Raw genomic sequence first — 26,248 nt, 5'->3', positions numbered from 1 at the left:
GCTAAACGATCCCGGCGCGTTTCGCGGGGGCGGCACCGAGCAGGCGATTGGCGGGCAGGCGCAGCGTGACGCATGCACCACCGCCGGCCCCCGTACCGATATCCAGCCGCCCGCCATGCAGTTCGGCATAGCGGCGCACAATGGCGAGGCCCAGCCCCGCGCCCGGCGTGCGGCGGATGAGATCGCCCGGCACCGCACGCAGGAACTTCTCGTCGAGGCTGCGGATATCGGTGGGCGGTATGCCCGGCCCTTGATCCGCGACCCACAGCACCACGTCGCCGTCTTGCGCGCGGCCCAGACCCAGCGTCACCGTGCTGCCTTGGGGCGCGAAATTGATCGCGTTGGCGAGCATGTTCAGCACGCATTGCGACAGCTTGCGCGCGTCGGCCGAAATCGCGATCGGCTCGGGTGGGTGCTGCATGGCGAGCGCCACCTGCGCGTCCTCGGCTTGCGGGCGGACGAGATCGAGCTGCCCGCGCGCGAGCGAGCCGAGATCCAGGGCGGCTTCGTTGAGCCGCTCGGCCGTATCGTCGCCGCGCGCGACTTCCAGCAATTCCTCGAAAATGCCCATCAGCAGCTTGGCGCCGGTCTCGATCGATTCCGCGTATTCGCGCTGCTTGTCGGTGGCGGGGCCGCCCACGCCGCGCGCGATCATCTGCGCGAAGCCGAGTATGGCGTTGAGCGGCGTGCGCATTTCGTGGCTCGCGGCGGCGAGGAAGTAATCCGTCGCGCGCGAGGCTTGCGTCGTCTGCGGGCGCAGCACGGCGACATGTCCGTCGCCGCAGCGCATCGAATCGATCGAGACGAGGATCAATTCGCCTTGCGCGTCCGTCAGCGGCAATTCGGCTTCGTTGGCGGCCGACAACGCCGCGATCAGCGACGCTTTGGCCGTATCGTCGGCGGCGAGTGCGGCGATGCTGCCCGGTGCGGTGCCGAACACGCGCACGAAGGCGGCGTTGGCGAACACGATGCGCCGGTGTGCGTCGAGCCGCACGACCGGCTCGGTCAGGCGTTCGGCAAGCGCGTCGATCGTCGACTTGAGCTGCGCGGTCATGGCTTGCGCGCCCACAGCAGCGAGCCGCCCGACGGCAACACGATGCGCGCCGGCGCGCCCATTCCCGCTTTCGCGAACCAGGCTTCGTGTTTCGATTGGGTATAGGCGCGGCCGTGTTCGAACAGTGTCATCAGGGACAAGTTGAAGCCCACCATGTCGTCCGGCGCAAGCCCGTCGTCGTGAAGAACCGCACCGGCGACGATCAGCAACCCGCCGGGCGCGACCGCTCGGGCGAGATTGACGAGCGCCGTTTCGGCTTCCGCCGGTCCCAAAACCTGTAACAAAGCCCGCGCGACGACGATATCGGCCGGGCCGCCGGGGGGTGGGCCCTTCAGCACATCGCCTTCGTCGATGACGATACGATCCGCGAGTCCCGCCGCCGCGACAAATTCGCGCGCCACCGGCAAGGCGGGGACGAGATCGCTCGCCGTCGCGGTCAGGCCCGGCAAAGCCTTGCACAGCGCGATGGCGACACCGGCCCCGCCGCAACCCGCATCGATCAAGTGTTTGGCGCCGGAAAGATCGAAGCGTTTGGCGATATCGCGCCCGACGGCGAGGGCGGTTTTGTGGATGCCGCGCAGAAACGCGTCTTCCGACGAATCCTGCGCGCCGGAGGGCGTCGCCTCGCGTACCGCACGCGCGAAATCGAGGCCGCCCCGAAAAAAGCGCCCATAGACCGGCGCGATCGGCCCGATATAGCCGGGCGCCTCGGGCACGAGATAGGCGGCGGATTCCGCAGTCAGCGCGTAGCGGCGTTCGCCGTCGCGCACGAGGAAACCGTAGACGCAGAGCGCGTCGCACAAGGCGGCGAGGCGCGTTTCGTCTTTCGCGTCGATCGCGCGCGCGAGTTCGTTAGCGCGCAAGGGCCCGCGCGCGAGGGCGGCGAACAGGTCGAGTTCGAGACCGGCGAGGAACGCGGCGGCCGGATAGAACCCGGCCAGCGCGCGCTGGAGCGTGAAGGGCGGGGGCGGCTTGCTCCCGCCCCCGGTCACTTCGACGCGCGCACGGCCGAAATCTCGTCGCGCAGCTTGTGCACGATGTCGACGAATTCCGGCTTGAACGTGTCCTCGAGTTTGCGCGGGCGCGCGAAATTGCTTTCGGTGATCGAGATGATCTTGCCCGGACGCGCGCTCATCATGAACACGCGATCGGCCAGATACACGGCCTCTCGCAGATCGTGGGTGATGAGCATGACGGTGGGGCGCTTCTTGATCCACAGCGTCTGCACGACGTCCCACAATTCCTCGCGCGTGAACGCGTCCAGCGCCGCGAAGGGTTCGTCCAGCAACAGCATCTGCGGCGAATGGATCAGCGCGCGGCACAGCGAGCCGCGCTGCTGCATGCCGCCCGAAAGCTGCCAGGGGAACTTGTCTTCGAAGCCTTTGAGGCCGACGGTCGCGAGCAATTCCTTCGCGGCGGCGATGTGCTTTTCCTTGTCGCGGCGGAAGGTCTTGGCGTGCGGCTCGACGATTTCCAGCGGCAGCAGCACGTTGTCCATCAGCGTGCGCCAGGGCAGCATGATCGAGTTCTGGAACGCCATGCCGCAAATCTTCAGCGGGCCGGTCACTTCCTGGCCGCCGACGATGACGTTGCCCTTGCTGGCCAGATGCAGGCCCGAGACGAGCTTCAGCAGCGTCGATTTCCCGCAGCCCGACGGCCCGACGACCGCGACGAATTCACCCTGACGGATTTTGAGGTCCGCCTGGTTGAGGGCAAGCGTATCCCCGTCCTTGGTGCGGTAAACGAGGTCGACCTTGTCGATATCGATGAAGGTGTCGGCTGCGGTCACGGGGTTTATCTCCGCTGGCGAGGGAAACTTTCCTCCCCAAGGAGCAAGGGCTGTGCCGGTCGGGATCGACCGGTCCGGGTCACGATGCCGGAGTCCCAGCCGCGAAATCAAGGATGTTGCTCAACGTTTGGGCAGGTCGGGCTAAACCTAGGCAAAATCGAGCTTACTTGTGGATTTTGCGGCGCGGCATTAGCTTGCTGCCCAATCCCTAAGCGAGGAAATCGATGGGCCATTTGTCCACCCATGTGCTCGACACCTATCACGGCAAGCCGGCCGAAGGGCTCAAGTTCAAGCTGATCCGCAAGACCGGCAATACGGAAATCGTGCTGGTGGACGGCGTGACCGACGCCGACGGGCGCAGCAACAAGCCGCTGCTGCCGGGGGCGGAGTTTCAAGTCGGGCGCTACGAATTCCAATTCGAGCTTGCCGCGTACTACCGCGCGAAGGGTGTGCAATTGCCCGACCCGCCGTTCCTGGACGTCGTGCCGATCGCCTTCGGCATCGCGGAGCCGAACGGCAAATACCACGTGCCGCTGCTGGCCACGCCGTGGAGCATGTCCACCTACCGGGGGTCTTGAGAAACGCCATGGATCCGCTGCTGCTCGAATGGCTCGATATTCTCGTCCGCTGGACGCATGTCATCACCGGCATCGCCTGGATCGGCGCGTCGTTCTATTTCAACTGGCTTGAATCGCATTTCCGCCCGCTGGAGACGCCCAAGGATCGCGTCGAAGGCGAGGTGTGGCTCGTCCATGGCGGCGGTTTTTATCGCGTCGAGAAATTCGCCGTGGCGCCGCCCACGCTGCCCAAGGAACTGCATTGGTTCAAATGGGAAGCGGCTTTCACCTGGATCTCGGGCATTCTGCTGCTGGCGCTGCTTTACTACGTGGGCTCGACCGGCGATTTCCTGACGATCGAAGCGCTTGCACCCTACGGCATCGGCGCGGCGATCGCCGTGTCGCTCGCCACCATCGCGATCAGCTGGACCGTCTACGATCTGCTGTGGAAGAGCGCTTGGGCCGAGGGCAATCCCGGCGGTGCGATGGCCGCGACCTTCGCGGGTCTCGTGCTGGTGGCGTATGTGCTGTCGCATATCATGACCGCGCACGCCGCCTATATCCATGTGGGCGCCGTCATCGGCACGATCATGACCGCGAATGTGTGGATGATCATCATTCCCAACCAGCGCGAATTGGTCGAGGCGACGGCGGCGGGCACCAAGCCCGAAGGCAAATACGCCAAGCAGGCGAAATTCCGCTCGCTGCATAACAACTATTTCACGCTGCCGATCGTGTTCATCATGCTGTCGAAGAACTGGGCGTCGACCTGGGGCCATGAATGGAACTGGGCGATCCTGGCGGGCGTGGCCGTCTGCGGCATCGCCGTGCGCCACTTCTTCAACATGCGCAACAAGGGCGGGGCGCGCGAGGCGGTCTGGCTGTTGCCGGCCGCCGCGGTCGGGATGGTCGTGCTGTTCTACGTGGTGCGCGGTTAGCGTCGTCCAGGCGTCACGATGGTGTAATCCCGGCGTCACGCGGCGCCGTTAGGACTCCCCGGCAGCGCGTCGCGATTCCCGCGACGCTTTCCGCCGGGAGAGCTCGATGTCCCAAAAGGATTACGCCACCCTCGCCGCCAAGCCGGAAAACGCCGGTTTGACCTTCGGCGAGTTGTACGAAATTTCGGAAGACATTCCGGTCAACCCGTCGGCGAACCCGACGATCGGCGACGTGTTCGCGCAGCGCATGGGCCGCCGCTCGGTGCTCGGCGGTTTGCTCGCCGGCACGGCGATCGCAACCGTCGCGCCGCAGCTGGCGAAAGCGCAATCCGTCGCCGCCGGTCTGCCCGGCGCGACCTTCGCGTTCGACGAAATCAGCCACGGCGTGGATGAGCGCCATCACGTCTCGCCCGGCTACGACGCCGACATCGTGATCCGTTGGGGCGATCCGCTATTCACCAATTCGCCCGCCTTCGATCCGGAGCGGCAGACCGGCGCCGCGCAGGCGCTGCAATTCGGCTACAACTGCGACTATATCGGCCTTGCGCCGATGCCCGGCGCGGCCGATACGTCGAGTGCTGCGATCATGTGCGTGAACCACGAATACACGAGCCCGGAAATCATGTTCCGCGGCGTCTCCAATCCGGCGACGGGCCGGGTCGACGCCACGAAGATGACCAAGGAATTCGTCGACGTGGAAATGGCGGCGCACGGCGCGTCGATCGTGGAGATCGCGAAGGGCGCCAACGGCAAATGGAGCTATGTGCGCGGCGGCCGCCATAACCGGCGGATCGATATCAACACGTCGATGCGCATCTCGGGTCCCGCCGCCGGTCACGATCGGCTGAAGACCGCCGCCGATCCGTCGGGCCGCGCGGTCAACGGCACGATCAATAACTGCGCCGGCGGCATGACGCCCTGGGGCACCTATCTCACGGCCGAGGAGAACTTCCACGGCTATTTCGGCGGCAAGCTGGCCGACGGCCACAAGGAAACCGCGAATCACCGCCGCTACGGCGTGCCGGGCGGCTGGTACAATTGGGCGGCCCATTACGACCGCTTCGATCTGGCGAAGGAGCCGAACGAACCCAACCGTCACGGCTGGGTCGTCGAGATCGATCCCTATGATCCGGCCTCCACGCCGGTCAAGCGTACGGCTTTGGGCCGGACGAAGCACGAAGGCGCGGAAACGATCGTCGCGCGCGACGGCCGCGTGGTGCTGTATTCGGGCGACGACGAGCGTTTCGAGTACGCGTTCAAATTCGTCACCGCCGGCCGCTTCAATCCGAACGACCGTTCGGCGAACCGCGACCTGCTGGATGCGGGCACGCTTTACGTCGCGAAGTTCAATGCCGACGGTTCGGGCGAATGGCTGGCGCTGGTGCACGGGCAAGGCCCGCTCACCGAAGCCAACGGCTTCGCGAGCCAGGCCGACGTGCTGATCGAAGCGCGGCGCGCGGGCGACTTGCTCGGCGCGACCAAGATGGATCGTCCGGAGGATTTCGAGCCCAACAAGCGGACCGGCAAAGTCTATCTGACGCTCACCAACAACTCGAACCGCAAGGCCGATCAGGTCGATGCGGTGAACCCGCGCGCCGAAAACAACTGGGGCCAAGTGGTCGAGATCACCGAAGCGGGCGACGATCACACCGCCACGCGCTTCCGTTGGGACTTGCTCGTCGTGTGCGGCAACCCCGCCAAGCCGGAACAGAAGGCGATGTACAATCCGGCGACGACCGCGAACGGGTGGTTCGCGTGCCCCGACAATATGTCGATCGATCCGGCCGGGCGGTTGTGGGTCGGCACCGACCAAGGGACCGCCTGGAAGGCCGCGTCGGGGACGGCCGACGGCGTGTGGGCGGTCGAGACGTCGGGTGCGCTGCGCGGCACGTCGAAAATGTTCTTCCGCGCGCCGATCGGCGCGGAAATTTGTGGGATGAACTTCACTTCCGACGGCCGCGCGATGACCGTCGCGGTGCAGCACCCGGCGACCGACGGCGCCAAGGAATACGCGCCGTTCGGTCGCCACCCGACCTTCGACGACATGCCGACGCGTTGGCCCGATTTCCAGGCCAATATGCCGGCGCGCCCGTCGGTGGTCATGATCACCAAGCGCGATGGCGGCGTGATCGGCGGCTGATCGGCTGCAATCCGTCAATACGGAACGGCGCCGGGGAAACCCGGCGCCGTTTTCGTTTCTCGATACCGCGCTACGCCGGATTTCGCGCTCGGATCAGCGGTTTGGGAGAATTTTTACCGCATCTTGAAACGGCGCGACGGCGGCCGACATTTAAGAGGTTCGATAACGACCCGAATGCGGAGAGACACCATGGAGACGCTGTTGCGATCCGACGACAATTCCTCGACCGAGACGACGCGGATCGCCAGCGACAAACCCACGCGCGCCGAAGCCGAAGCGGCGGTGCGCACGCTACTGCGCTGGACCGGCGACGACCCGGCGCGCGAAGGCTTGATCGATACGCCGTCGCGCGTCGTGCGCGCCTACGAGGAATTTTTCCAGGGCTACGACAGCGATCCGATCGACATCTTGCAGCGCACCTTCGAAGAAACCGACGGCTACGACGAAATGGTGCTGCTGCGCGACGTGTCCTTCGAAAGCCATTGCGAGCACCATATGGTGCCGATCGTCGGCAAGGCGCATATCGCCTATCTGCCGAACAAGCGCGTCGTGGGCATTTCCAAGCTCGCGCGCGTGCTGGATATCTACGCCAAGCGGCTTCAGATCCAGGAGAAGCTGACGGCCCAGATCGCCAATGCGGTGCAGGACGTGCTCCAGCCCAAGGGTGTCGCCGTACTGATCGAAGCCCAGCATCAGTGCATGACGACGCGCGGCGTGCACAAGGCGGGCGTGTCGATGGTGACGAGCCGGATGCTCGGCGCTTTTCGCACCAACGCGTCCACGCGGCGTGAATTCATGGCCATGGTCGGGCGCGGCTGACGCACGCGACATATCGCGACGGGGCGGCTATTCTGGCCGCCCATGAGCACCCCAACGTCGGACGGCGCGTCGGCCGCCATCTCCCAGGCACGCCGGAATCTGACCGCGATCGGACTGATCGTCGCGATGACGATCTCCTTCGCGCTGCTGGACGCGACGGCGAAGTACGCGACCCAGATTTTCGATCCCTTTCAGATCGTTTGGGGCCGCTATCTTTTCCACTTCCTGCTGCTGACGCCGATCCTGCTTCGGAAGGGCCCGATCCAGGCCTTCGCCAGCGCCCGGCCTGGCCTCAATATCGCGCGCGGCTTCATGCTGTGCGTGGTCACGCTGCTGTTCTTCTCGTCGATCAAATATCTGCCGTTGGTCGATGCGCAGGCGATCTCGTTCATCACGCCGCTGACGATCGTCGCGATCGCGCATTTCGTGCTGGGCCAGAAAGTCGGCCCGCGCCGCTGGGCCGCCGTCGCCGTCGGCTTCGCGGGCGTGTTGATCGTCATCCGGCCGACCGGCGACATGCATTGGGCCGCCTTGCTGTGCCTGGGCATGGCGTTGATGAACTCGGTCTACCATTTGGCGACGCGCTCGCTCGCGCGGACCGATTCCTCGCGCGTGCAGCTGCTTTATGCCGGGCTGACCGGCACGCTGGTGTTCTCCATGCTCGTGCCGTTCGTCTGGGTCACGCCCGATTTGAAGGGCTGGCTAATCCTTATGACGATGGGCGTGTTCGGCGCCGCCGGCCATTACCTGATGGGCGAGGCCTATGCGCGCGCCCAGCCGGCGATTCTGGCGCCCTTCACCTATACGCAGATCGTTTGGGCGGGGGCGATGGGCGCGTTGTTCTTCGGCCATGTGCCCGACGGATGGACGCTGCTTGGCGCCGCCATCGTCGTGGCGGCGGGGCTTTACGTTTTCTATCGCGAGCGCGCGGTGGCGCGCGCGGGAAAATGATCCGCGCGGCGTTCGCGGCCTTGGCGCTGCTGATCGCGACGCCCGCCGCCGCGCAAATTCCGGCCGACGACAGGGCTGCGTTCGAACGCGGGCTCGACGCTTATTTCGCCGGCGATCCGGAATCGGCGTGGTTCTTCTGGCTGGGGCCGGCCGAGCGCGGGCATGTCGGCGCGCAATTCTCGCTCGGCAATCTCTATCGCCAGGGCGAAGGCGTGCCCGCCGATGCCGTGCTTGCGGCGCAATGGTTCGCGCGCGCGGCCGCCGCGGGCCATGCGCATGCCAAGCTCAACTACGCGCTGATGCTCGATGCAGGTCTTGGCGTCGCGCGCAATTCGGTCGCCGCCTATATCGAGGCGATCCGCGCCGCGCAAAGCTTGGACGGCGACGATCGCCGCCAAGCGCGCGAAATCGCCGCGACCATCGCGCGGCGTTTGACGCCCGACGAAGCCGAGCGTGCGCGCCGCCAATTGATGGAAGGCTCGGGGCCGCGCCGTTGACGCGCGGCGCCCGGGTCTACTTCTTGTCTTTCTTCGCGTTCGCCGCGCGCTTCTCGGCGCCCTTGCCCTTGGTTTCGGCCGCGTCGCGGCGTTGCTGATTCTGGTCGCGGACTTGGCCCGCGCGCTCGGCGCCGCGCGCTTCGCCGCCTTGGTTCGACCGGTTCGGCGTGGTTTGCGCGAAGGCGCCGGCGCTTACGAAAGTAAGCAAGGCGGCGGCAAATACAATTCCCAGGCGTTTCATGGCGGTCGCTCCCATCTGGTTTTATTTGCCGGCGAAATTCGCTTTGCGCTTTTCGAGGAAGGCGCCGACACCTTCCTTGAAATCTTCCGTGCCCCACAACGCGGCGATCGCCTTGCGTTCGTAGGCGAGACCGGTTTCGAGCGGCGTGTCGCGCGCGGCCAGCACCAATTCCTTGGCGAGGCGCGCCGCGAGCGGCGCCTTCTGCGCGATCTTCGCCGCGATTTCGACCGCGCGCAATTGGGCGTCCTCGGCGATCTCGGCAACGAGTCCGGCGGCGAGGGCCGTTTTCGCGTCGACAAATTCGCCGGTCAGGATCAGCTTCATCGCGAGTTGCTGGCCGGCGATGCGCGCCAAACGCTGCGTGCCGCCGCCGCCGGGGATGAAACCGAGATTGATCTCCGGCAGACCGAATTGCGCCGCAGGGCCCGCGATGGCGATATCGGCGTGCATGGCGAGCTCCAAACCGCCGCCCAGCGCATAGCCGTCGATCGCCGCGACCATCGGCTTCGCGAAGCGCCGGATGCGCCCCCACAGCGCCGTGCGCGCGTCGAGCAAGCCGGTCACCGTGTCGCGCGTGGCGAGTTCCTTGATGTCGGCCCCCGCCGCGAAAACCTTGGCGCCGCCGGTCAGCACGATTGCGCGGATATTGGCGTCGTCGCTCGCGGCCTCCAGCGCTTCGGCGAGCGCCACGAGAAGCGGGGAGGACAGGGCGTTGCGCGCCTCCGGCCGGTTCAGCGTCAGCCGGCGGACATGCGGGGCGGGTTCGTCGATCAGAAGAAGGGCGTCGGTCATGGCGGGCGATTTTAGCAAAAAATATCCCCGCCGGGCGGGACCCGGCGGGGACGGATCGAATACCGATCGTGCGGCGCCGCGTTAGCGGCGTTCCGGCACCCGCGCCACTATGGAGATAATGGCGCTGCGGACATGGGCTTTGGCCCCATCCGAAGCGGCACTTGCCGGCGTGTGGCCAGCGTTGAACGATCCTTGTTTCACGGATCACCTCCTTTCGTGGCGGCGACCGGCGGCGTTCCCGCGCCACCTGTCGTTGGTCACCGGAAGGGCGCGTAAGGCGCGCCCGCCTTGCCTTCCGGAACCGCGGCTACCCCGCGACTCGAAACGGAAGGCCATCGACGCGCAAAGTGTGAATCAGCCGAAGACTCGCGGTCAAGGTTTTCCACAGGCCCAGGATGACGGCCGCGTGAAATCGTCAAATTTTGCCGGCGGCCTGCTGGCGCAGCTTGAAGCGCTGGACCTTGCCCGTCTCGGTGCGCGGCAACGCATCGACGAATTCGACCGCGCGCGGATATTTGTAGGGCGCGATCGTCGCCTTCACATGGTCCTGTAGCGCTTTGACCGTATCGGGTCCGGCATCCTTCATGTCGCGCAGCACGACATAGGCTTTGACGACCATGCCGCGATCGCGATCCGGTGCGGCCACGACGGCGCATTCCTTGACCTTGGCGTGTTCGAGCAACGCGCCTTCGACCTCGGGGCCCGAGACGTTGTAGCCCGCCGTCACGATCATGTCGTCGGTGCGCGCCTGGTACCAGAAGTACCCGTTTTCATCCATGCGATAGGCGTCGCCGGTCAGGTTCCAGCCCTTCTGCACATAGGCCTTCTGGCGTTCGGGATCGGCGAGATAGCGGCAGCCCGTGGCGCCGCGAATGGCGAGGCGCCCGACTTCGCCCGGCGGCAATTCGTTGCCGTCGTCGTCGAGGATGCAAGCGGTATAGCCGGGGATCGCCTTGCCGGTGGCGCCGGGAATGATGTCTTCCTGGCGCGCGGAGACGAAGATGTGCAGCATCTCGGTCGCCCCCAGACCGTCGAACAATTTGATGCCGGTGAAATCGTGCCATGCCTCGAAGATCGGCTTGGGCAGGAATTCGCCCGCCGACACGGCCTTGGTCAGGCTCGCGAAGGCCGCTTTGGGCGCGTTGTCCGCCATCACGCGATAGGCGGTGGGGGCAGTGAACAGGATCGTCGCCTTATGGTCCTGCACGATCTGCGGCAGAACGTCGGGCGAGCCTTTCTCGACCAACGCGGTCGATGCGCCAAAGCGCATCGGGAAGGTGACGAGCCCGCCCAAGCCGAAGGTGAAGGCGAGCGGCGGCGAGCCCGTGAAAATATCGTCGGCGTTGGGCTGCAAAATATAACGCGGGAAGGCATCGCAGATCGCGAGGATATCGCGATGGAAATGCATCGTGCCCTTCGCGTTGCCGGTGGTGCCCGAGGTGAACGCGATCAGCGCCACATCGGTCAGCGACGTCGGGCAATTGTCGAAGCCTTGCGGCTTCTTCGCCATGCGCGCTTCGATGCCGTCCGCCGCATCGGTGTTGAAATAGAGAATGTCCTTGCAGGTGGCGGCCGCGTCCTTAGCCTTCTCCATATCCTCGGCCAGGCGCGCATCGCACAGCGACAGCGCGATCTTCGCCTTGTCGATGATCTGGACGAGCTCGCGCGAACGCAGCAGCGGCATCGTCGTGACCGCAATGCCGCCCGCCTTGATGATCGCGAACCAGCACGCGACCATCATCGGATTATTGGCCGAGCGCAGCAGCACGCGGTTGCCGGGCTTCAGCCCCGCATCCTCGGTCAGCACGCGCGCGATGGCGTTGGCGCGGGTCAGCAGATCGGCATAGGTCCACACATCCTTGCCGAAGCGGATGCAGGCGCGACCGCCCCAGCCGCGCGCGACAGCCTTGTCGAGGAGTTCCACGCCCGCGTTGCAGCGCTGCGGGTAATAGAACTCCGGCAGCGCGAAAAACATCTCCGGCCATTCGCCGAGCGGCGGCAGATTGTCCCGCGCGAAGCTGTCGACATGGGCGGTGAACGGCAGAATGCGCTCAGGCATGGGCGGTCTCGTCGTAAGCGGGGATCGGCAATTCGATGCGGATGGTTTGCGATGGCGGCGAGGTATGGCCCGACGCGTCGTAGGCTTTGACGTGATAGGCGTAGGCGAGGCCGCCGAGCACCATGCGATCGACGAATTTGGTGCCCTTTACGGCTTCGACGATACGCGGCGTGCCGTCGGCTTCGACGCGATAGATGTCGTAGCCGGTGACGGCGCCGCCCGCGCGTTTCCACGCGAGCTTGACGGCACCGTTTTCGAATTTCGCGGTCAGGCCCGCATCGCCATCGGGCCAAGCGGGGGCTTGCGTGCTCATGTCTTCGTGCGGCGCCTGCTCGACGCCCTTGGGCCATAGGAAACAGGCGACGAGTTTGAACTTCTCGTCGAGCTGTTTGCAGACGTTGCAGTAGATGCAGCGCACGATCGCCCCTTCGCGGCCGGATGCGACCTTGCGCACCCAATCGGGGTCCGCCAGCAATTGCCGGGCCATGCCGATCATGTCGGCCTTTCCGTCCTGCAGAAGCCGCTCGGCGTCGGCAGGCTCGCTGATCTTGCCCGCGGAAATCACCGGCACATCGAAGCCGTTCGCGTTGATGAATTCCTTGATCGACGCGGCGAGATGCGTGTGCGGCATCGGCGGGTATTGCTCGCCGGGCATGCAGCGATCGCCCGAATAGCCGGTGTAGGGGTAGAGCGCTTCGCCTTCCTTATGGACCGCGTCCTCGAATTTGCCGCCGATCGACAGCGAGATGTAGTCGACACCCAATTGCGCCATGCGCAACGCGATGCGCTGGGAGTCGGGCAGCGCGTAGCCGTCCTTGATCGCTTCTTCCGCCAAGAAGCGCACGCCCACGGGCCAATCCTTGCCCACGCGCTTGCGCACTTCGGTCATTACGCGGCCGAACATATGCAACCGGCCTTCCAGCGTGCGGCCGTCATACTCGTCGCGGCGCAGGTTGCGGCGCGACAGGAACGACGACAGCGTATAGGCGTGCGCGGAATGGAGTTCGACGCCGTCGTAACCGGCTTCGCGCGCGCGCAACGCGGCCATGCCGAAATCCTCGACGATCTTGTCGATATCGGCGGGCGAGAGCATGTCGATCGTCTGGCGCCAGCCCGAGCGCGCGACCTTCATGAAATGGATGATCTGCGGCACGATCATCGACGGGCCGGCATCCTTGACCTGCTTCACCATTTCGCGATGACCGGCGACGAAATCGTCGCGCGACAGGCGCAGCAGCGGGCCGGATTTGGACTCGTGGATCGCCGTCGCCTCGACGACGATCAGGCCGACATGGCCTTCGGCGTAGCGCACATAGCGGTCGATAATGCCTTGATTGACGAACCCGTCCTCGCCCGACAGGCGCGTGACCATCGCGGGCACCGCGATGCGATTGGGGGCGGTCGCCGTGCCGATGCGGATCGGTTCGAGAATTTTCACGGCTGCGGCTCCGACAAAATCTGACTGGCGATGACGAGCTTCTGGATTTCGCTCGCACCTTCGTAGATGCGCAGCGCGCGCACTTCGCGGTAGAGCCGTTCGACCGTGGCGCCCGCGACCACGCCCTGGCCGCCATGAAGCTGCACGGCGCGATCGACGACGCGCTGCGCCATCTCGGTCGCGAAAAACTTCGCCATCGACGCTTCGCGCGTGATGCGCGGCGCACCGCTATCCTTCGTCCAAGCGGCGCGATAGATCAGCAACGCGGCCGCGTCGATCTCGGTCGCCGCCTCGGCCAATGCCGCTTGCGTCAACTGCATGTCGGACAGCATTGCGCCGAAAACTTTGCGCGATTTCGAGAACGCGATCGCTTCGTCGAGCGCGCGGCGCGCGAAACCCAAAGCCGCCGCGCCGACGGTGGAGCGGAACACGTCCAGCGTCGACATCGCGATTTTGAAGCCGTCGCCGGGTTTGCCCAGCAGCGCGTCGGCGCCGACGCGGCAATTCTCGAAACGCAATGTCGCCAGCGGGTGCGGGGCCGACACGTCGATCCGCGCTTCGACGATCAAGCCCGGTGCATCGGCCGGCACGACGAAGGCCGACAGGCCCTTGGCGCCCGGCGCTTCGCCGCTGCGCGCGAAGACGACGTATTGCCCCGCGATGCCGCCGTTGGAAATCCAGGTCTTGCGGCCATTCAAGCGCCACCCGTCGCCGTCTTTCGTGGCGGTGGTGCGCAGTGCCGCGACGTCCGATCCGCCTTCGGGCTCCGACATCGCGAAGGCGCCCAGGCTTTTGCCCGCCCGCACGGCCGGCAGCCACTTGGCTTTCTGTTCGGGGCTCCCGAACAACACGATGGAGCCCGTGCCCAAGCCTTGCATCGCGAAGGCGAAATCGGCGAGGCCGGAATGATAGGCGAGGGTTTCGCGCGCGAGGCACAACGTGCGCACGTCGTGCGATCCGTCGGGCACGGCGGCGTCGAGGAATTTCTCCGCCGCGAGCATCGAAACGAAATTCTTGGTCGTCGCGTCGGCGTCGTGTTCGTCATGCGCCAGCGGTTCGACCTTCGCTTTGCCGAAAGCCGACAGGCGCGCGGCGAAGTCGCGATGCTTCGCCTCGAAAAACGGCCAGGGCAGGAACGAACGGTCGGCCATCAACTGCCCTCGAAGACCGGCTTCTGCTTGGCGACGAAGGCGCGATAGGCGCGCTCGAAATCCTTCGTTTCCATGCAGATCGCCTGGGCTTGCGCCTCGGCTTCGATCGCCTGATCGACGCCCATATTCCATTCGTGGTCGATGGCCTTCTTGGTCATCGAATGGGCAAAGGTCGGGCCGTTCGCCAGATCGCGCGCCCAGACTTTCGCGGAATTTTCGAGTTCGGCGGGCGGCACGAGCTTGTTGAAGAAGCCCCAGCGCTCGCCTTCCTCGGCCGACATCGAGCGGCCGGTGAACAGCAACTCGGCGGCGCGCCCCTGGCCGATGATGCGCGGCAGGATGGCGCAAGCGCCCATGTCGCAGCCCGCGAGGCCGACGCGCGTGAACAGATACGCGACCTTGGCGTTGGGCGTGCCGATGCGTAAGTCCACCGCCATCGCGATGGCGGCCCCGGCGCCGGCGCAAATGCCGTCGATACCCGCGATCACGACTTGCGGACAGGCGCGGATCGCCTTGACCAGATCGCCTGTCATGCGCGTGAAGCGCAGCAGATCGGGCATTTCCATGCCGACAAGCGGGCCGATGATTTCATGCACGTCGCCGCCCGAGCAGAAATTGCCGCCGGCCCCCGTGATGATCACGGCCTTGATCTGGTCGACATAGCAAAGGTCGCGGAACAGATCGCGCAGCTCGGCGTAGCTCTCGAACGTTAGCGGATTCTTCTTCTCCGGCCGGTTCAGCACGATGTGTGCAACCTTGCCGTCCACCGACCAGCCGAAATGCTTGGGCGCGAAGCGCGCGGCGTCGTAGCGGGTCAGCATTATGCGGCTTCCTTGCCGCCGCGCTCGGCGGCTTTGGCGGATTGTTTGAGCTTCGCCAGCAATTCGAGCAGGCGTTTGAGGTCGCTGCGGTCGAGGCCGGCGAAGGCTTCGTCGATCCAGCGTTCGTGTTCGGGCAGCATTGCTTCAAAGCCGCGTTTGCCGGCGGGGGTGAGACGCACGCGCGATTGGCGGCGATCGGCGGCGGAAATCGTGCGGCGCACGAGACCTTCGCCGACCAAGGCTTCGACGAGGCCGGTGACGTTGCCCGCCGACACCATCATGGCGCGCGACAAATCGCCCATCGTCAAACCGTCGTCGCCCGCGCGGTGCAACTGCGACAGAAGATCGAAGCGCGGCAGCGTGATGTTCCAGGTTTCGCGCAACCCGCCGCGCACGCGCGATTCGATCAAGTTCGCGCAGGTGAGCAAGCGCAGCCAGGCGCGCAGTTGCAGATGGTCCGAATCCTCGTGTCCGCGTTCGCGATCCATCAGATTTCCCCTGCGGCGATCGGAATGGCAGCGCCCGTCACCGACGCGGCTTCGTCGCGCGCCAGCCACGCGACGCACGCGGCGACTTCCTCGGGCTTGATCAAACGGCCCATCGGGTTCGCGGCGGCGAAGCCGGTTTTAATGTCGCTATCCGCCTTGCCGGTTTTGGCGGCGACGCGGGCGGCCGCATCGGCCAGCATCGGCGTGTCGGTGTAGCCGGGGCACACGGCGTTCACGGTCACGCCGCTGCGCGCGTATTCGGCCGCGAGCGCTTTGGTGAGCCCGACCAGCCCGTGTTTCGCGGCGGTGTAGGCGGAGGTGTAGGCGTAGCCTTTGAGACCGGCGGTGGAGGCGACGTTGATCACGCGGCCCCAGCCATCGGCGGCCATCGCCGGGATCGCGAGTCGGCACGCGGTATATGCGGCGGTGAGGTTGAGATTGAGCATCCGCGCCCACATCTCGGGATCCGTGCGCCCGAAGGGGGCGGTTTCGGCGTGGCCCGCGTTGTTCACCAGAATATCGACATGCTGGTGCCCGGCGGCGGTGGCGAAAGCGTGGCCCAGCGCTTTCGCATCGGTCACGTCGCAGGCGAGGGCTTCAGCGCCAAGCTCGGCCGCGAGCGGGGCCAAATGCGTGACGTTGCGCGCGATCAGCGTCAGGCGCGCGCCGTCGGCGTGAAGGGCGCGGGCGATGGCAGCACCGATGCCGCGCGACGCACCCGTGACGAGCGCGTGGCAGCCCGCGAGCGGACGATGGGCGTCGGTATCAACGGTGGTTTCAATCGACAATCCGGCCTCCCCAGGCGAGATACTTTAAGTCTAAAGTATCTGGCCGGGGAAGCGCAAGGCACGTCAGCGCGCGGGCACCAGCCGCGCCAGAACGCCGTCGCGCGAATCGCTGACGAAATAGACGTAACCGTCGGGCCCGACACGCACATCGCGAATACGCCCGGCCGCGCCCTCGGCGAGTTTCTGTTCGCCCGTGACGCGCCCGTCGCGGATCGTCACGCGGCGGATCGCCCCTTCGCGCAGCATGCCGACCAGCAAATCGCCGCGCCACGCGGGGAAGGCGTCGCCGCGATAGATCGCGAGTCCCGACGTCGCGGGCGAGGTCGGGCCCCAGATATGCACGGGGTCTTCCATGCCGGGCTTAGAGGTACCTTCGCCGATTTGCGTCCCCGAGCCGTATTGGCGGCCATGCGTCACGACCGGCCAGCCGTAATTGAGGCCGGGCTTGACGATGTTGATTTCGTCGCCGCCTTGCGGCCCGTGCTCGACGCTCCACAACGTGGCACCATCGAAGGCGAGGCCCTGCGGGTTGCGATGGCCATAGGAAAAGATCTCCGGCCGATAGCCGTTGCGATCGAGGAACGGATTGCCGGGCGCGGGCTTGCCGTCGCGCGCGAGGCGCAGCACCTTGCCCGCCAGATCGTCGGTGCGTTGCGCGCGCGGATCGTTTCCGCGATCGCCCGTCGTCAAGTAGAGGAATCCGTCCGTGCCGAAGGCGAGGCGCGAGCCGAAATGTCGCCCGCCCGATCCCGCCGGTGTGGCGTCGAGCAAAGTCGCGACATTATTCAAACGCCCATCGGCGTAGCGCGCGCGCACGAGGCGGGTGAGGGCACCGCCCTCGGTCTGTGCGGCCATCGTCAGATAGATTTCGCCGGTCGTCGCGAAATCCGGCGCGAGTGCCACATCGAGCAAGCCGCCTTGGCCGCTGGCATAGACTTGCGGCAGGCCCACGACGGGCTCGGCGCGCAACGCGCCGTTCGTGTAGAGCCGCAAACGGCCGGGGCGTTCGGTGATCAGCGCGTCGCCGTTCGGCAGGAAGGCGACGGCCCAGGGATTTTCGAGCCCGCGCGCCAGCGTTTCGACGCGATAATCCTGCGCTTGCGCCGCGATAGGCGCGGCAAACATTGCCAAAATTACAAATAGAAAACGCATTTACGCCTCCACCGTTCCGAAGGAAGGGTGGGGCGACGCGCCGTTCAGTTCAAGGGCGTTGGAACGCCTTGACCTAGAAGGCCTTGCCCTAAAAGGCCTTGAACGTGATCAGCGTGAACGTGTCCTTCACGCCGGGAATTTTCTGGATGCCCATCACGAAATGGCCGGGATCCATGTCGTCCGGCAAGTAGCATTTCAGATGCAGATCGTACTGGCCCGAGATCGAATAGACCTCGGAGACCTGTTCGGTCTCCATCGCGCGCTCGGCCACGTCGTAAGCGTGACCGAGTTCGCATTTCACCATGATGAAGATCGTCTGCATGGGCGAAGCACTCCCTCGCCGATCAGTTAACCCGCCGCGCGCCGTCCGCGCAACAGGAAGGCGGGGACCCCGCCGTCGTCGAAGCCGCGCCCCAGGCCTTCCGGCAGCGGGGCATGGCGCTCGTTGCCGACGCTATCGCCGGGCGTGCGTTCGTGATGGACGCGCTCCTGATGCGATTGGCGTTCCTGGCGGCGCGGCTGGCGCGGACGCGGGGCCGGCGCGTGCACCGGGGCCGGCGGTACGAAGTCGACCACTGCGGCGGGTTCGGCCATGACCGTCTCCGCGACAACAACCGGCGCTTCGACCGCGAGGGGCAATTCGCCCGTCGCTTCCGGTGCCGGGGTTTCGTCGCGACTGGGACGACGCGAACGGCCGCCGCGATCGCGACCGCCACGCCCGCCGCGCGAACGGGACTCGCGTTCCGGGCGCGGGCTGTCGCCTTCGGCGTCGCCGCCGGTCGGCGCTTCGAAGCCTTCCAGCACGATCGGCGGGATCGGCTTCTTGATCAGCGATTCGATCGCGCGCACGAATTTGGAATCGTCGCGCGTGGCGATCGTATAGGCGATGCCCGAGCGCCCCGCGCGGCCCGTGCGGCCGATGCGGTGGACGTAATCCTCGGCGTTGATCGGCACGTCGAAATTGAACACGTGCGACAAGCCGCCGATGTCGAGGCCGCGCGCGGCCACGTCGGAGCAGACGAGGATCTGGATCTCTTCGCGCTTGAACCCGTCGAGCGTTTCCATGCGCGTCGTCTGGTCCATGTCGCCGTGCAACGCGCCCACGTTGAAGCCGTGGCGCTTGAGTGATTTCCACAGGATGTCGACGTCGCGCTTGCGGTTGCAGAACACGAGCGCGTTCTTGATCTGCTGCGCGCCGATCAAGCGGCGCAGCGTTTCGCGCTTCTCGCGTTCGGCGACCGTGACGATGCCTTGCGTCACCGTATCGGCCGTGGCGGCCGGGGCCGAGACCGCGACTTCCTTCGGATTGTTGAGGAACTTGTCGGCCAGGCGCTTGATTTCCGGCGCCATGGTCGCGGAGAAGAACAGCGTCTGGCGCAAGGGGGGCAGCAGCGACACGATGCGCTCGACGTCGGGGATGAAACCCATGTCGAGCATGCGGTCGGCTTCGTCGATCACCAGCAGCTTGGTGTCGTGCATCAGGATGCGGCCGCGATCGAACAGGTCGAGCAAGCGGCCCGGCGTGGCGATCAGCACGTCGACGCCGCGTTCCAGCGCCTTCTGCTGTTCGTCCATCGACACGCCGCCGATCAGCAGCGCCTTCGTCAGCTTCAGATACTTGCCGTATTTGTCGAAATTCTCGGCGACCTGCGCGGCGAGTTCGCGCGTCGGTTCCAGGATCAGCGAGCGCGGCATGCGCGCCTTGGCGCGGCCTTGGCTCAGCGCGTCGATCATCGGCAGCACGAAGCTTGCCGTTTTTCCCGTGCCGGTCTGGGCGCAGCCCAGAACGTCGCGGCCCATCTGGACGTAGGGAATCGCTTTTTCTTGGATGGGTGTCGGGGTCGTATACCCCGCATCTTTGATCGCGTTCAGAACGGGCTCGGAGAGCCCCAAATCTTCGAAAGTCATTACTCCGGTCTTCGTTTCGGTTGGCGCCGCATTCGTCTTTGGCAGCGCGACCTCCCGGTGGCATCCCGGGCGGCGGGTCCCGCCGATCGGGACCCCAGAGGGAAGGCGCAAGGTACGGCGCCTTTTCGCAGTCGCGGTAAAACCCCGCAGAACGGTAGGAAACTATGGATTTATGGCGAAAAGTCAAGGTTCCGGCTAAGGGTTACGCATGATTATGGACGCTGCCAAAGCCCAATTGCTGGTCGTCGACGTGCAGGAACGCCTGCTGCCGGCGATGGCCGAACCCGACCGCGTGACCGGCGGATGCGCCAAATTGGTGACCGCCGCCAAGCGCTTGGCGGTTCCCGTGCTGGTTTCGGAACAATATCCGAAGGGTCTGGGGCCGACCGTGGCGGCGTTGAAGGACGCAGGCCCGGTATGCGCCAAGATGACGTTCTCGTGCGCGGATGACGAAGGCATTGCCCGCGCGATCGAGGCCCAAAATCGCCGCCAACTCGTGATTTGCGGAATCGAGGCGCATGTCTGCGTCCTGCAATCGGCCCTCGGCTTCAAAGCCAAAGGCTACGACGTCGCGGTCGTGTGGGACGCGATTTCGTCGCGCAAGCTCGCGGACAAGGAACTCGCGGCGCTTCGCCTGCGCGCCGAAGGCGTGTCGATCGTCAATGTCGAGATGACGATCTTCGAATGGCTGCACGCGGCGGGCACGCCGCAATTCAAAGAACTTTCGGCGTTGATCAAATGAACAAGATCCCCCTCGTTCTTCTGCCCGGTCTGCTGTGCGATCAAGCGCTCTGGCAAAAACAGATCGACGCGCTGTCGGATATCGCCGATTGCCACGTCGCCGATCTCACGCGGCACGACACGCTCGCCGGCATGGCGGATCACGTGTTGGCCAACGCGCCCGCGAAATTCGCGCTCGCCGGTTTGTCGATGGGCGGCTATCTGACGTTCGAGATTTTGCGCCGCGCCAGCGAGCGCGTGCTGCGTGTGGCGTTGCTCGATACTTCCGCGCGCGCCGATACGCCCGCGCAGAACCGGAACCGCAAGATGTTCGTGTCGCACGCCAAGCGCGGCAAGTTCAAAGGGGTGACGCCGCAGCTGATCCATAATTGGGTCAGCCCCAAATCTTCGGCGCGCGATCCCGGCATCATCGATGCGGTGCAGGCGATGACTCTGCGCGTGGGCTCGGACGCGTTCTGCCGCCAGCAAGCGGCGATCATGGAGCGGCCGGACTCGCGCCCCCAATTGCCGCTGATCCAATGCCATGCGCTGGTGCTGTGCGGGCGCGAGGATCAGGCCACGCCGTTGGAGATGAGCCGCGAGATGGCGGCCGATATTCCGGCGGCGCAGCTGGTCGTGCTGGAGGATTGCGGCCATCTCGCGACGATGGAAAAGCCCGAGGAAACTTCCGCCGCGATGCGCCGCTGGCTGCTGGCGGAATGATCGCAACGCTTGCCATCTATGCCGGTGCCGCACTGGCGGAGATCGCCGGCTGTTTCGCCTTCTGGATTTGGATGCGCGGCGGGGCGTCGCCGCTTTGGCTGATCGGCGGTGCCGTGTCGCTCGCGGCCTTCGCTTGGCTGCTGACATTGAGCCCCGCCGAAGCGGCGGGGCGCGCCTACGCGGCCTATGGCGGCGTCTATATCGGCGCGTCGCTGCTCTGGCTGTGGGGTGTCGAAGGCCGTATGCCCGACCGCTGGGATTTGATCGGGGCGGCGCTGTGTTTCGTCGGCGCGGCGCTGATTTTGTTCGGCCCACGCGCCGGGGCTTGAAATAACGCGCCCGATATGGGCATTGCTGGGGCGGAACTTTCGAGGCCCGCCTTGTCTTCGCCCGCATCCGACGACGAAATCGCCCAGCAAATCCGCCGCGCTTTCCGCTCGCTCTGGCGGCTGGGCAGTCACGCGCTGGTCGGCTGGCGCGAAACGCCGCGCGGCCTGGAAATCCTAACCGTGCCGAAAATTCGGCTGTTTACGCTGGAGGATCCGCCGCGCCGCGTGTTCTCGGGCGAGCGGCATATGGGCGACGGCGCGTTCGACGAGGTCGCACGGTTCCTCGCCGTGCAGCCGATCGAATTGCGTTTGCCGCGCCCGGTCGGCGACATGACGGGCGAGATCGCGCCCGCCTTGATCGACCGAGAATTCATGCCGCTTTGCGTGCAGCACAGCGAGGCGCGCGCCGTGCTGCTGCTCGATATCGTCGCTTTCTCGAAGAACCGGCCGGAGATTCAGGCGGCCCAGCTCGCCACGCTCGATTTCGCGATCAATTTGGCGGGCGAGGCGGCGGCGAAGCTCGGCTTTCCGTTCACGATGGAACGCTCGACCACCGGCGACGGATATTACGTCTGGAATGCGCGCAAGGGCGTGGAGGCCGACGCGGCGTTGTTCGCCTTCAACGTGCTGCTGTCGATCTATTACCTCGCGATCAAGCGCACGACGAAGGTCGCCGACGCGGTGCCGGAACTGCGCGGCAGCCTGAGCGTGGGGAGCCACTACACCTATTATCGCCCGTCGCGCGACGAATTGGGCTTCGCCGAATACATCGTCGGCGACGTGACGATCGCGGTGGCGCGCCTGATCCAGAATTGCCGCGCCGGGCAAATCCTGGTCGGCGACTTCACGCGCACCGGCGGGGAAGGGGTGCCGCCGCTCGACACCGAAGCCTTCGTGAAGCTGGTCGACAATCACCTCGCCAAGCTAACCGGGCTCGACGTGCTTGGCACGAAAGTCGCGCGCGCGACGATGTATCTAACAGGTCCGCAAGGGCAAGACGGCAAGTTCCGCCGCCAGAAGCTGAAAGTCGTCGACAAGCACGGCATGTCGCATTTCTGTTTCAACGCGAAGGTCAACGCCTTCCTGGAGGCGGGCGAGCCGTTCTATGGCGGCTTGCAGCACGCCGATTTCGTCGCCCAGCGCGGTTAATCCTTCACCAGTTCTTCGGTGTCGCATTGGCGGATGTCGACGCCTTTGAAATCGGCGCCGCGCACCCGCGCGCGGGCGAAACTCGTGCGCAGCTTGCGGCCCGTCGGTTTGCCGCTGGCGTCGTTGATCGGCACTTCGCCGACATGGGCGCCGGTCAGCCGCGCGTCGCGCAGATGCGCTTCCTGGAAGCGCGCGCCATGCAGCGTGGCGCGCGTGAGATTCGCGCGGAACAGATCGGCCCCCGCGAAATTCGCCAGCAGCAGCGTTGCCCCTTCGAGCGATGCGCCCGCGAGCTTGGCGCCCCGGAAACTGGCGCCCGACAGATCGAGTTTCGCCAGATCGTAGAGTGCCAGATTGGCGCCGTCGAAATTCGCCGCACGGCCGGCACGGCCCCGGCTGTCGAGCCATTCCGCATGCGCTTCGATCTCGCGCGCGATGGCGGGCGCGAATTTGCTACGCGCGACCAAGGCGCCGCTCGCGTCGAGCATCAGCCCCGCCGGATCGACGCCGTCGAGCTTGGCGCCTTCCATATTGGCGCCGGCGAGATTGGTGTTGCCGACACGCGCGTTGGCGAGATTGGCTCCGGCGAGATCGGCCCCGACCAGCGTGGCACCGGCAAGCTTCGCGTCGCCCAGATCCGCGCCGCGCAGTTTGGCATGGGCGAGATTGGCCCCGCCGAGATTGGCGCCGAACAGGAAGGCACCTTCGAGATTGGCGCCCGCAAGGCTCGCCCCCGACAGATCGACACCCGCGAGCTGCGCGCGTTCCGCGTTCGCGTATTCCATCAGGCAATCGGAAAGATCGCTGACCTCCAGCCCGAAGCCGCCGCCATTGCCGCTGGCATCCATCATCACGCCGCCGCGAAAATCGGCCCCCGCCAGATTGGCGCCGTTGAGATTGGCGCCTTTCAGCGTGACGCCGCGCAAGGTCGCGCGGCGCATATCGGCGGCTTGCAGATCGGCCCCAGCGAGATCGGCGCCGAACAGATCGGCCTCGAGCAGCGACGCGCGGGCGAGCCTTGCGTTGACGAGCTTGACGCCCGCCATGCGGGCCCCGGTCAATTCGCGGCCGACCAGATTGGCGCCGGACAGATCTTTGCGGGTCAAATCCAGCGGTGCGCCGCGCTGGATGTTTTTCGCGGACGTCAGGAATTGGCGGATATCTTCGAGATCGCGTTCGTTTTCGTTCGACATGAATACCCGCGGCGTGTTCGGGCAATTTTCACTCTATTTGCAGCGCAACGGGAAAATTTCTGCTGTAACGGCCGTCACAGTGACGCGAAGCCGAAAATGATAAAAATCATTATAAATCAATAATTTGGTTCGTATCGCTAGACCGGCCGTCAAACCAGCTTCGTCATGACAATCCTATGATACGCCGCCCGGTCCTGCAGCCGCGCGTACCACGCCATTAGATGCGGCTGGTTGGGGCGCTGCTCGACCAGGTTGACATAGCGCCACACCCATTGGCCGAGCGCGATATCGGCGAGCGTGAACGCATCGCCGACGACATAGGCCTTGCCGGCCAACTGGGTGTCGAGCAACCCGGCGGCATCACGCGACGCTTGGGACGCGGCGGCGAGGGCGGCCGGGTTCTTTTCCTCCGGCTTCGCGCGCAGGGTTTGATAGAGCACGGTGGTCGCGGCAGGGGCCACCGTGCAAGCCTGCCAATCCATCCAGCGATCGACATCGGCGCGCACGCGCAGATCGGCGGGCCACAAGCCGCCAGCCGCATGCTTGGCGCCGAGATAGCGCAAGATCGCGTTCGACTCCCACAGCGTGAACCCATCGGGCTCGACCAGCGTGGGGATTTTGCCGGTGGGATTGACGCGCTTGTAGTCGTCGGTGCCGGCCTTGCCCGGCGGCACGTCATGCGCGGTGCGATAGGGCAAGCCCAGCTCTTCGCACAGCCAGAGCACTTTCTGGACGTTGGACGACGAGGCACGGCCGTAAATCTCGAGCATATGGGTTCCGTTCAAGCGGCTTGGGGCAGACGCAGTTCCAGGCGGCGCACGTCGATATTGCCGTGATCGGCGATCAGCAGCGAGGCTTCGGGCACCGAGGTCCAATGCGACGTGTCGGTATCGAGCGGTTCGGAAAGGACCAAAACAGAATCGGCGCCGCTTTGGTCGCCCGCGCAGTCCCCGCCGACCGCTGCGCGCACGCCCGTGCCGCAGCCATAGAACAGCGTCGGCGATTTGCCGTCGGTCGAATAGCGCGCGGCATAGACGCGCCGCCCATCGGTGAACGCGGCGGTGAAGCGGAACGGATCGGCGCAGCCCGCCGCCGCGTGCGCGGCGGTGACGTGTTCGAGCGTGCGCGCGACCGCCGTTTCCGGATCGCGCTCCAGCCCGTAACTCAGCATCAGCAGGAAGATCGTCTCGCTGTCCGTGGTGCCTTTGCGCGCGCGGTAGAAATCGGGCGCGATCGCGAAATCCAACTCGCGGGCCACGCGGTCGAACCCGCCGATCTGGCCGTTATGCATGAACATCCAGCGCCCGTACTGGAACGGGTGGCAATTGGCGCGGCTGATCGACGTGCCGGTCGAGGCGCGCACATGGGCGAAGAAATGCCCGGTGCGGATCTGCTCGGCGATCGAGCGCAGATTCTCGTCGTTCCAGGCGGGGCGGATGTCGCGGAACAGGCCGGGCTCCGGCCGGTCGCCGTACCAGCCTACGCCGAACCCGTCGCCGTTGGTGATCGTGTGGCCCTTGCGCGCATGCAGCGACTGCGTGACGAGGGAATTTTCAGGCTTGAACAGAAAGTCTTCGAGGTAAATGGGTCGGCCCGTATAGGCTAGCCAGCGACACATGATGCCGTTCCCCTGTCAGGCGGTTCTTGCCGCCGATCGACGACTCGATCGATAAAATATTCCAAAATCCCGGGATTATCGAGGGGGAGCGCAGCGTGGCGGCGAAACCTTCCTGCGGAGGCTTACGAAACGACGCCATGGGTTCGTTCCGCTTCGTTCTCGCCGCCGCCGTTCTAGCGCTCGTCGCCTGTGCCGCCCCGTCGCGCGAAACCGGGCAAGGCTGCGCGGTGCCGCGCCTCGCCGCCTCGCCGGCGCCGGGCATCCTGCTCGGCGATTTGGGCATGCCGCCGGGAAGCCTGCGCGACGACGAGATCGCGGCGATGGCCCATTGCCTCGGACCCGATCTCGACGCGGCCTTCGCGCGCGTGCGCGACAAGGCGATCGACGGCAAGAATTGGACGACCATGTCGACAAGCTATCGCGCGTCGGAGCACGGCATGTTCCTGCAAGTCTATGCCGATGCGGCCGCCGCGCCCTCCTATCGCCTTTACGAAATGGGCGCGCGGATGCCGGAAGGCGCCACGCTGCTCAAGCGCAGTTTCCGTGTCGGCGCGGACGGCAAAGCCGAAGCGTTCCGCATCTTCATCATGACGCGCGAGAGGACGGGTTATGCGCCCGACGCCCACGATTGGCGCTTCGCCGTGTTCCAGCCCGATGGCACGCTGATCGGCGAAACCGGCGGGCGGGGCGACGCGAATGTCCGCTTTTGCATCGAATGCCATCGCGCCGCGCAAGCGCAGGATTATTTGCTTTTCGTGCCGCCGCGCTTTCGGATCGATGCGCGTTAATCGCTAAATTCCCGCGTATTTTCGCTAAATCTCCGGCGATACCGGCTATGTGCGAAATAGTTTCGCATGCGCTCGCGCCGGATACGGGCCGTTAAGGAATCGCCGATATAGGGGATGCTCGCCTTCGCGATTTTCCGCAGGAGCA

Annotated in this window: 28 protein-coding genes; 11 read left to right on the top strand and 17 right to left on the bottom strand. The window is 65.5% G+C overall.

From position 1 onward, the window contains the following. Position 1: 1 nt before the first annotated feature. From J0H39_24620 to J0H39_24610, 3 genes are read right to left on the bottom strand one after another with little or no spacing between them, the layout of a single operon-like run. On the bottom strand, positions 2-1,054 hold the full coding sequence (locus J0H39_24620) for a PAS domain-containing sensor histidine kinase (protein MBN9499946.1): 1,053 nt from the start codon (positions 1,052-1,054) through the stop codon (positions 2-4). Beyond that, positions 1,051-2,046, bottom strand: a complete 996-nt coding sequence (locus J0H39_24615; GenBank protein MBN9499945.1) for a methyltransferase domain-containing protein — start codon at positions 2,044-2,046, stop codon at positions 1,051-1,053. The genes J0H39_24620 and J0H39_24615 overlap by 4 nt, the downstream gene beginning before the upstream one ends. Continuing rightward, a complete protein-coding gene (locus J0H39_24610) occupies positions 2,043-2,843 on the bottom strand; it encodes an ABC transporter ATP-binding protein (protein MBN9499944.1) in 801 nt (266 codons plus the stop codon). Before J0H39_24610 ends, J0H39_24615 begins: the two co-directional genes overlap by 4 nt. Before the next feature lie 224 nt (positions 2,844-3,067). Here J0H39_24610 and uraH point away from each other — a divergent pair, with 224 nt between their 5' ends. From uraH to J0H39_24580, 6 genes are all read left to right on the top strand, one after another. Then, complete coding sequence (uraH, locus tag J0H39_24605) at positions 3,068-3,421, top strand: hydroxyisourate hydrolase (protein ID MBN9499943.1); 354 nt, start codon at positions 3,068-3,070, stop codon at positions 3,419-3,421. Between the two features lie 8 nt (positions 3,422-3,429). Next, positions 3,430-4,338 carry a urate hydroxylase PuuD gene (locus J0H39_24600; protein MBN9499942.1) on the top strand — a complete coding sequence of 303 codons (909 nt, stop codon included), beginning with the start codon at positions 3,430-3,432 and terminating at the stop codon, positions 4,336-4,338. A 106-nt stretch (positions 4,339-4,444) separates the two neighbouring features. Continuing rightward, on the top strand, positions 4,445-6,478 hold the full coding sequence (locus tag J0H39_24595; protein ID MBN9499941.1) for a PhoX family phosphatase: 2,034 nt from the start codon (positions 4,445-4,447) through the stop codon (positions 6,476-6,478). Between the two features lie 189 nt (positions 6,479-6,667). After that, positions 6,668-7,297, top strand: coding sequence for a GTP cyclohydrolase I FolE (folE, locus tag J0H39_24590; protein MBN9499940.1), 630 nt, complete (start codon positions 6,668-6,670; stop codon positions 7,295-7,297). 42 nt (positions 7,298-7,339) lie between these two features. Next, entirely contained in the window at positions 7,340-8,248 is a 909-nt protein-coding gene (locus J0H39_24585) for a DMT family transporter (protein MBN9499939.1), read from the top strand. Next, on the top strand, positions 8,245-8,745 hold the full coding sequence (locus tag J0H39_24580) for a sel1 repeat family protein (protein ID MBN9499938.1): 501 nt from the start codon (positions 8,245-8,247) through the stop codon (positions 8,743-8,745). Before J0H39_24585 ends, J0H39_24580 begins: the two co-directional genes overlap by 4 nt. Before the next feature lie 16 nt (positions 8,746-8,761). Here the strand turns inward: J0H39_24580 and J0H39_24575 are convergent, their stop codons facing one another. The 11 genes from J0H39_24575 to J0H39_24525 all read right to left on the bottom strand — a co-directional run bounded on the left by J0H39_24575 (position 8,762) and on the right by J0H39_24525 (position 19,583). Continuing rightward, entirely contained in the window at positions 8,762-8,986 is a 225-nt protein-coding gene (locus J0H39_24575) for a hypothetical protein (GenBank protein ID MBN9499937.1), read from the bottom strand. A gap of 21 nt (positions 8,987-9,007) precedes the next feature. After that, the gene (locus tag J0H39_24570; GenBank protein ID MBN9499936.1) at positions 9,008-9,778 is read right to left on the bottom strand and encodes an enoyl-CoA hydratase/isomerase family protein; all 771 of its coding nucleotides are present in this window, start codon (positions 9,776-9,778) and stop codon (positions 9,008-9,010) included. Between the two features lie 415 nt (positions 9,779-10,193). Next, positions 10,194-11,822 (bottom strand): AMP-binding protein, encoded by a 1,629-nt coding sequence (locus J0H39_24565; protein MBN9499935.1) that lies wholly within the window; start codon positions 11,820-11,822, stop codon positions 10,194-10,196. Between the two features lie 7 nt (positions 11,823-11,829). Further along, positions 11,830-13,275 carry an NADH:flavin oxidoreductase gene (locus J0H39_24560; protein ID MBN9499934.1) on the bottom strand — a complete coding sequence of 482 codons (1,446 nt, stop codon included), beginning with the start codon at positions 13,273-13,275 and terminating at the stop codon, positions 11,830-11,832. Beyond that, the gene (locus tag J0H39_24555) at positions 13,272-14,426 is read right to left on the bottom strand and encodes an acyl-CoA dehydrogenase family protein (GenBank protein MBN9499933.1); all 1,155 of its coding nucleotides are present in this window, start codon (positions 14,424-14,426) and stop codon (positions 13,272-13,274) included. Before J0H39_24555 ends, J0H39_24560 begins: the two co-directional genes overlap by 4 nt. Beyond that, a complete protein-coding gene (locus J0H39_24550) occupies positions 14,426-15,247 on the bottom strand; it encodes an enoyl-CoA hydratase family protein (GenBank protein ID MBN9499932.1) in 822 nt (273 codons plus the stop codon). Before J0H39_24550 ends, J0H39_24555 begins: the two co-directional genes overlap by 1 nt. Next, a complete protein-coding gene (locus J0H39_24545; GenBank protein ID MBN9499931.1) occupies positions 15,247-15,735 on the bottom strand; it encodes a MarR family transcriptional regulator in 489 nt (162 codons plus the stop codon). The genes J0H39_24550 and J0H39_24545 overlap by 1 nt, the downstream gene beginning before the upstream one ends. Next, positions 15,735-16,517 carry an SDR family oxidoreductase gene (locus J0H39_24540; protein ID MBN9499930.1) on the bottom strand — a complete coding sequence of 261 codons (783 nt, stop codon included), beginning with the start codon at positions 16,515-16,517 and terminating at the stop codon, positions 15,735-15,737. Before J0H39_24540 ends, J0H39_24545 begins: the two co-directional genes overlap by 1 nt. Positions 16,518-16,586: 69 nt before the next feature. Beyond that, on the bottom strand, positions 16,587-17,675 hold the full coding sequence (locus J0H39_24535; protein ID MBN9499929.1) for a PQQ-dependent sugar dehydrogenase: 1,089 nt from the start codon (positions 17,673-17,675) through the stop codon (positions 16,587-16,589). A gap of 88 nt (positions 17,676-17,763) precedes the next feature. Continuing rightward, positions 17,764-17,997 (bottom strand): Lrp/AsnC ligand binding domain-containing protein, encoded by a 234-nt coding sequence (locus tag J0H39_24530; protein MBN9499928.1) that lies wholly within the window; start codon positions 17,995-17,997, stop codon positions 17,764-17,766. Positions 17,998-18,023: 26 nt separating this feature from the next. Then, positions 18,024-19,583 carry a DEAD/DEAH box helicase gene (locus J0H39_24525; protein MBN9499927.1) on the bottom strand — a complete coding sequence of 520 codons (1,560 nt, stop codon included), beginning with the start codon at positions 19,581-19,583 and terminating at the stop codon, positions 18,024-18,026. A gap of 208 nt (positions 19,584-19,791) precedes the next feature. On the opposite strand from J0H39_24525, the gene J0H39_24520 reads away from it, so the two are divergent. From J0H39_24520 to J0H39_24505, 4 genes are read left to right on the top strand one after another with little or no spacing between them, the layout of a single operon-like run. After that, positions 19,792-20,325, top strand: coding sequence for a hydrolase (locus J0H39_24520; GenBank protein MBN9499926.1), 534 nt, complete (start codon positions 19,792-19,794; stop codon positions 20,323-20,325). Further along, positions 20,322-21,026: an alpha/beta fold hydrolase gene (locus J0H39_24515; GenBank protein MBN9499925.1), complete on the top strand. Its 705-nt coding sequence runs from the start codon at positions 20,322-20,324 to the stop codon at positions 21,024-21,026. The genes J0H39_24520 and J0H39_24515 overlap by 4 nt, the downstream gene beginning before the upstream one ends. Continuing rightward, the gene (locus tag J0H39_24510) at positions 21,023-21,355 is read left to right on the top strand and encodes a YnfA family protein (GenBank protein ID MBN9499924.1); all 333 of its coding nucleotides are present in this window, start codon (positions 21,023-21,025) and stop codon (positions 21,353-21,355) included. Before J0H39_24515 ends, J0H39_24510 begins: the two co-directional genes overlap by 4 nt. 51 nt (positions 21,356-21,406) lie before the next feature. Beyond that, a complete protein-coding gene (locus J0H39_24505) occupies positions 21,407-22,504 on the top strand; it encodes a hypothetical protein (GenBank protein MBN9499923.1) in 1,098 nt (365 codons plus the stop codon). On the opposite strand, the gene J0H39_24500 is transcribed toward J0H39_24505, so the two are convergent. From J0H39_24500 to J0H39_24490, 3 genes are all read right to left on the bottom strand, one after another. Continuing rightward, on the bottom strand, positions 22,501-23,697 hold the full coding sequence (locus J0H39_24500; GenBank protein MBN9499922.1) for a pentapeptide repeat-containing protein: 1,197 nt from the start codon (positions 23,695-23,697) through the stop codon (positions 22,501-22,503). The genes J0H39_24505 and J0H39_24500 overlap by 4 nt on opposite strands. A gap of 149 nt (positions 23,698-23,846) precedes the next feature. Then, positions 23,847-24,467 (bottom strand): glutathione S-transferase family protein, encoded by a 621-nt coding sequence (locus tag J0H39_24495; protein ID MBN9499921.1) that lies wholly within the window; start codon positions 24,465-24,467, stop codon positions 23,847-23,849. Between the two features lie 11 nt (positions 24,468-24,478). After that, positions 24,479-25,315 (bottom strand): class II glutamine amidotransferase, encoded by an 837-nt coding sequence (locus tag J0H39_24490; protein MBN9499920.1) that lies wholly within the window; start codon positions 25,313-25,315, stop codon positions 24,479-24,481. Between the two features lie 137 nt (positions 25,316-25,452). On the opposite strand from J0H39_24490, the gene J0H39_24485 reads away from it, so the two are divergent. Further along, on the top strand, positions 25,453-26,103 hold the full coding sequence (locus J0H39_24485) for a cytochrome P460 family protein (GenBank protein MBN9499919.1): 651 nt from the start codon (positions 25,453-25,455) through the stop codon (positions 26,101-26,103). The last annotated feature ends 145 nt before the right edge of the window (positions 26,104-26,248 follow it).

It is taken from the genome of Alphaproteobacteria bacterium, assembly GCA_017308135.1.
In the GTDB taxonomy this organism is placed as follows: Bacteria; Pseudomonadota; Alphaproteobacteria; order CACIAM-22H2; family CACIAM-22H2; genus Tagaea.
This window is presented reverse-complemented; position numbering and strand designations above follow the sequence as displayed.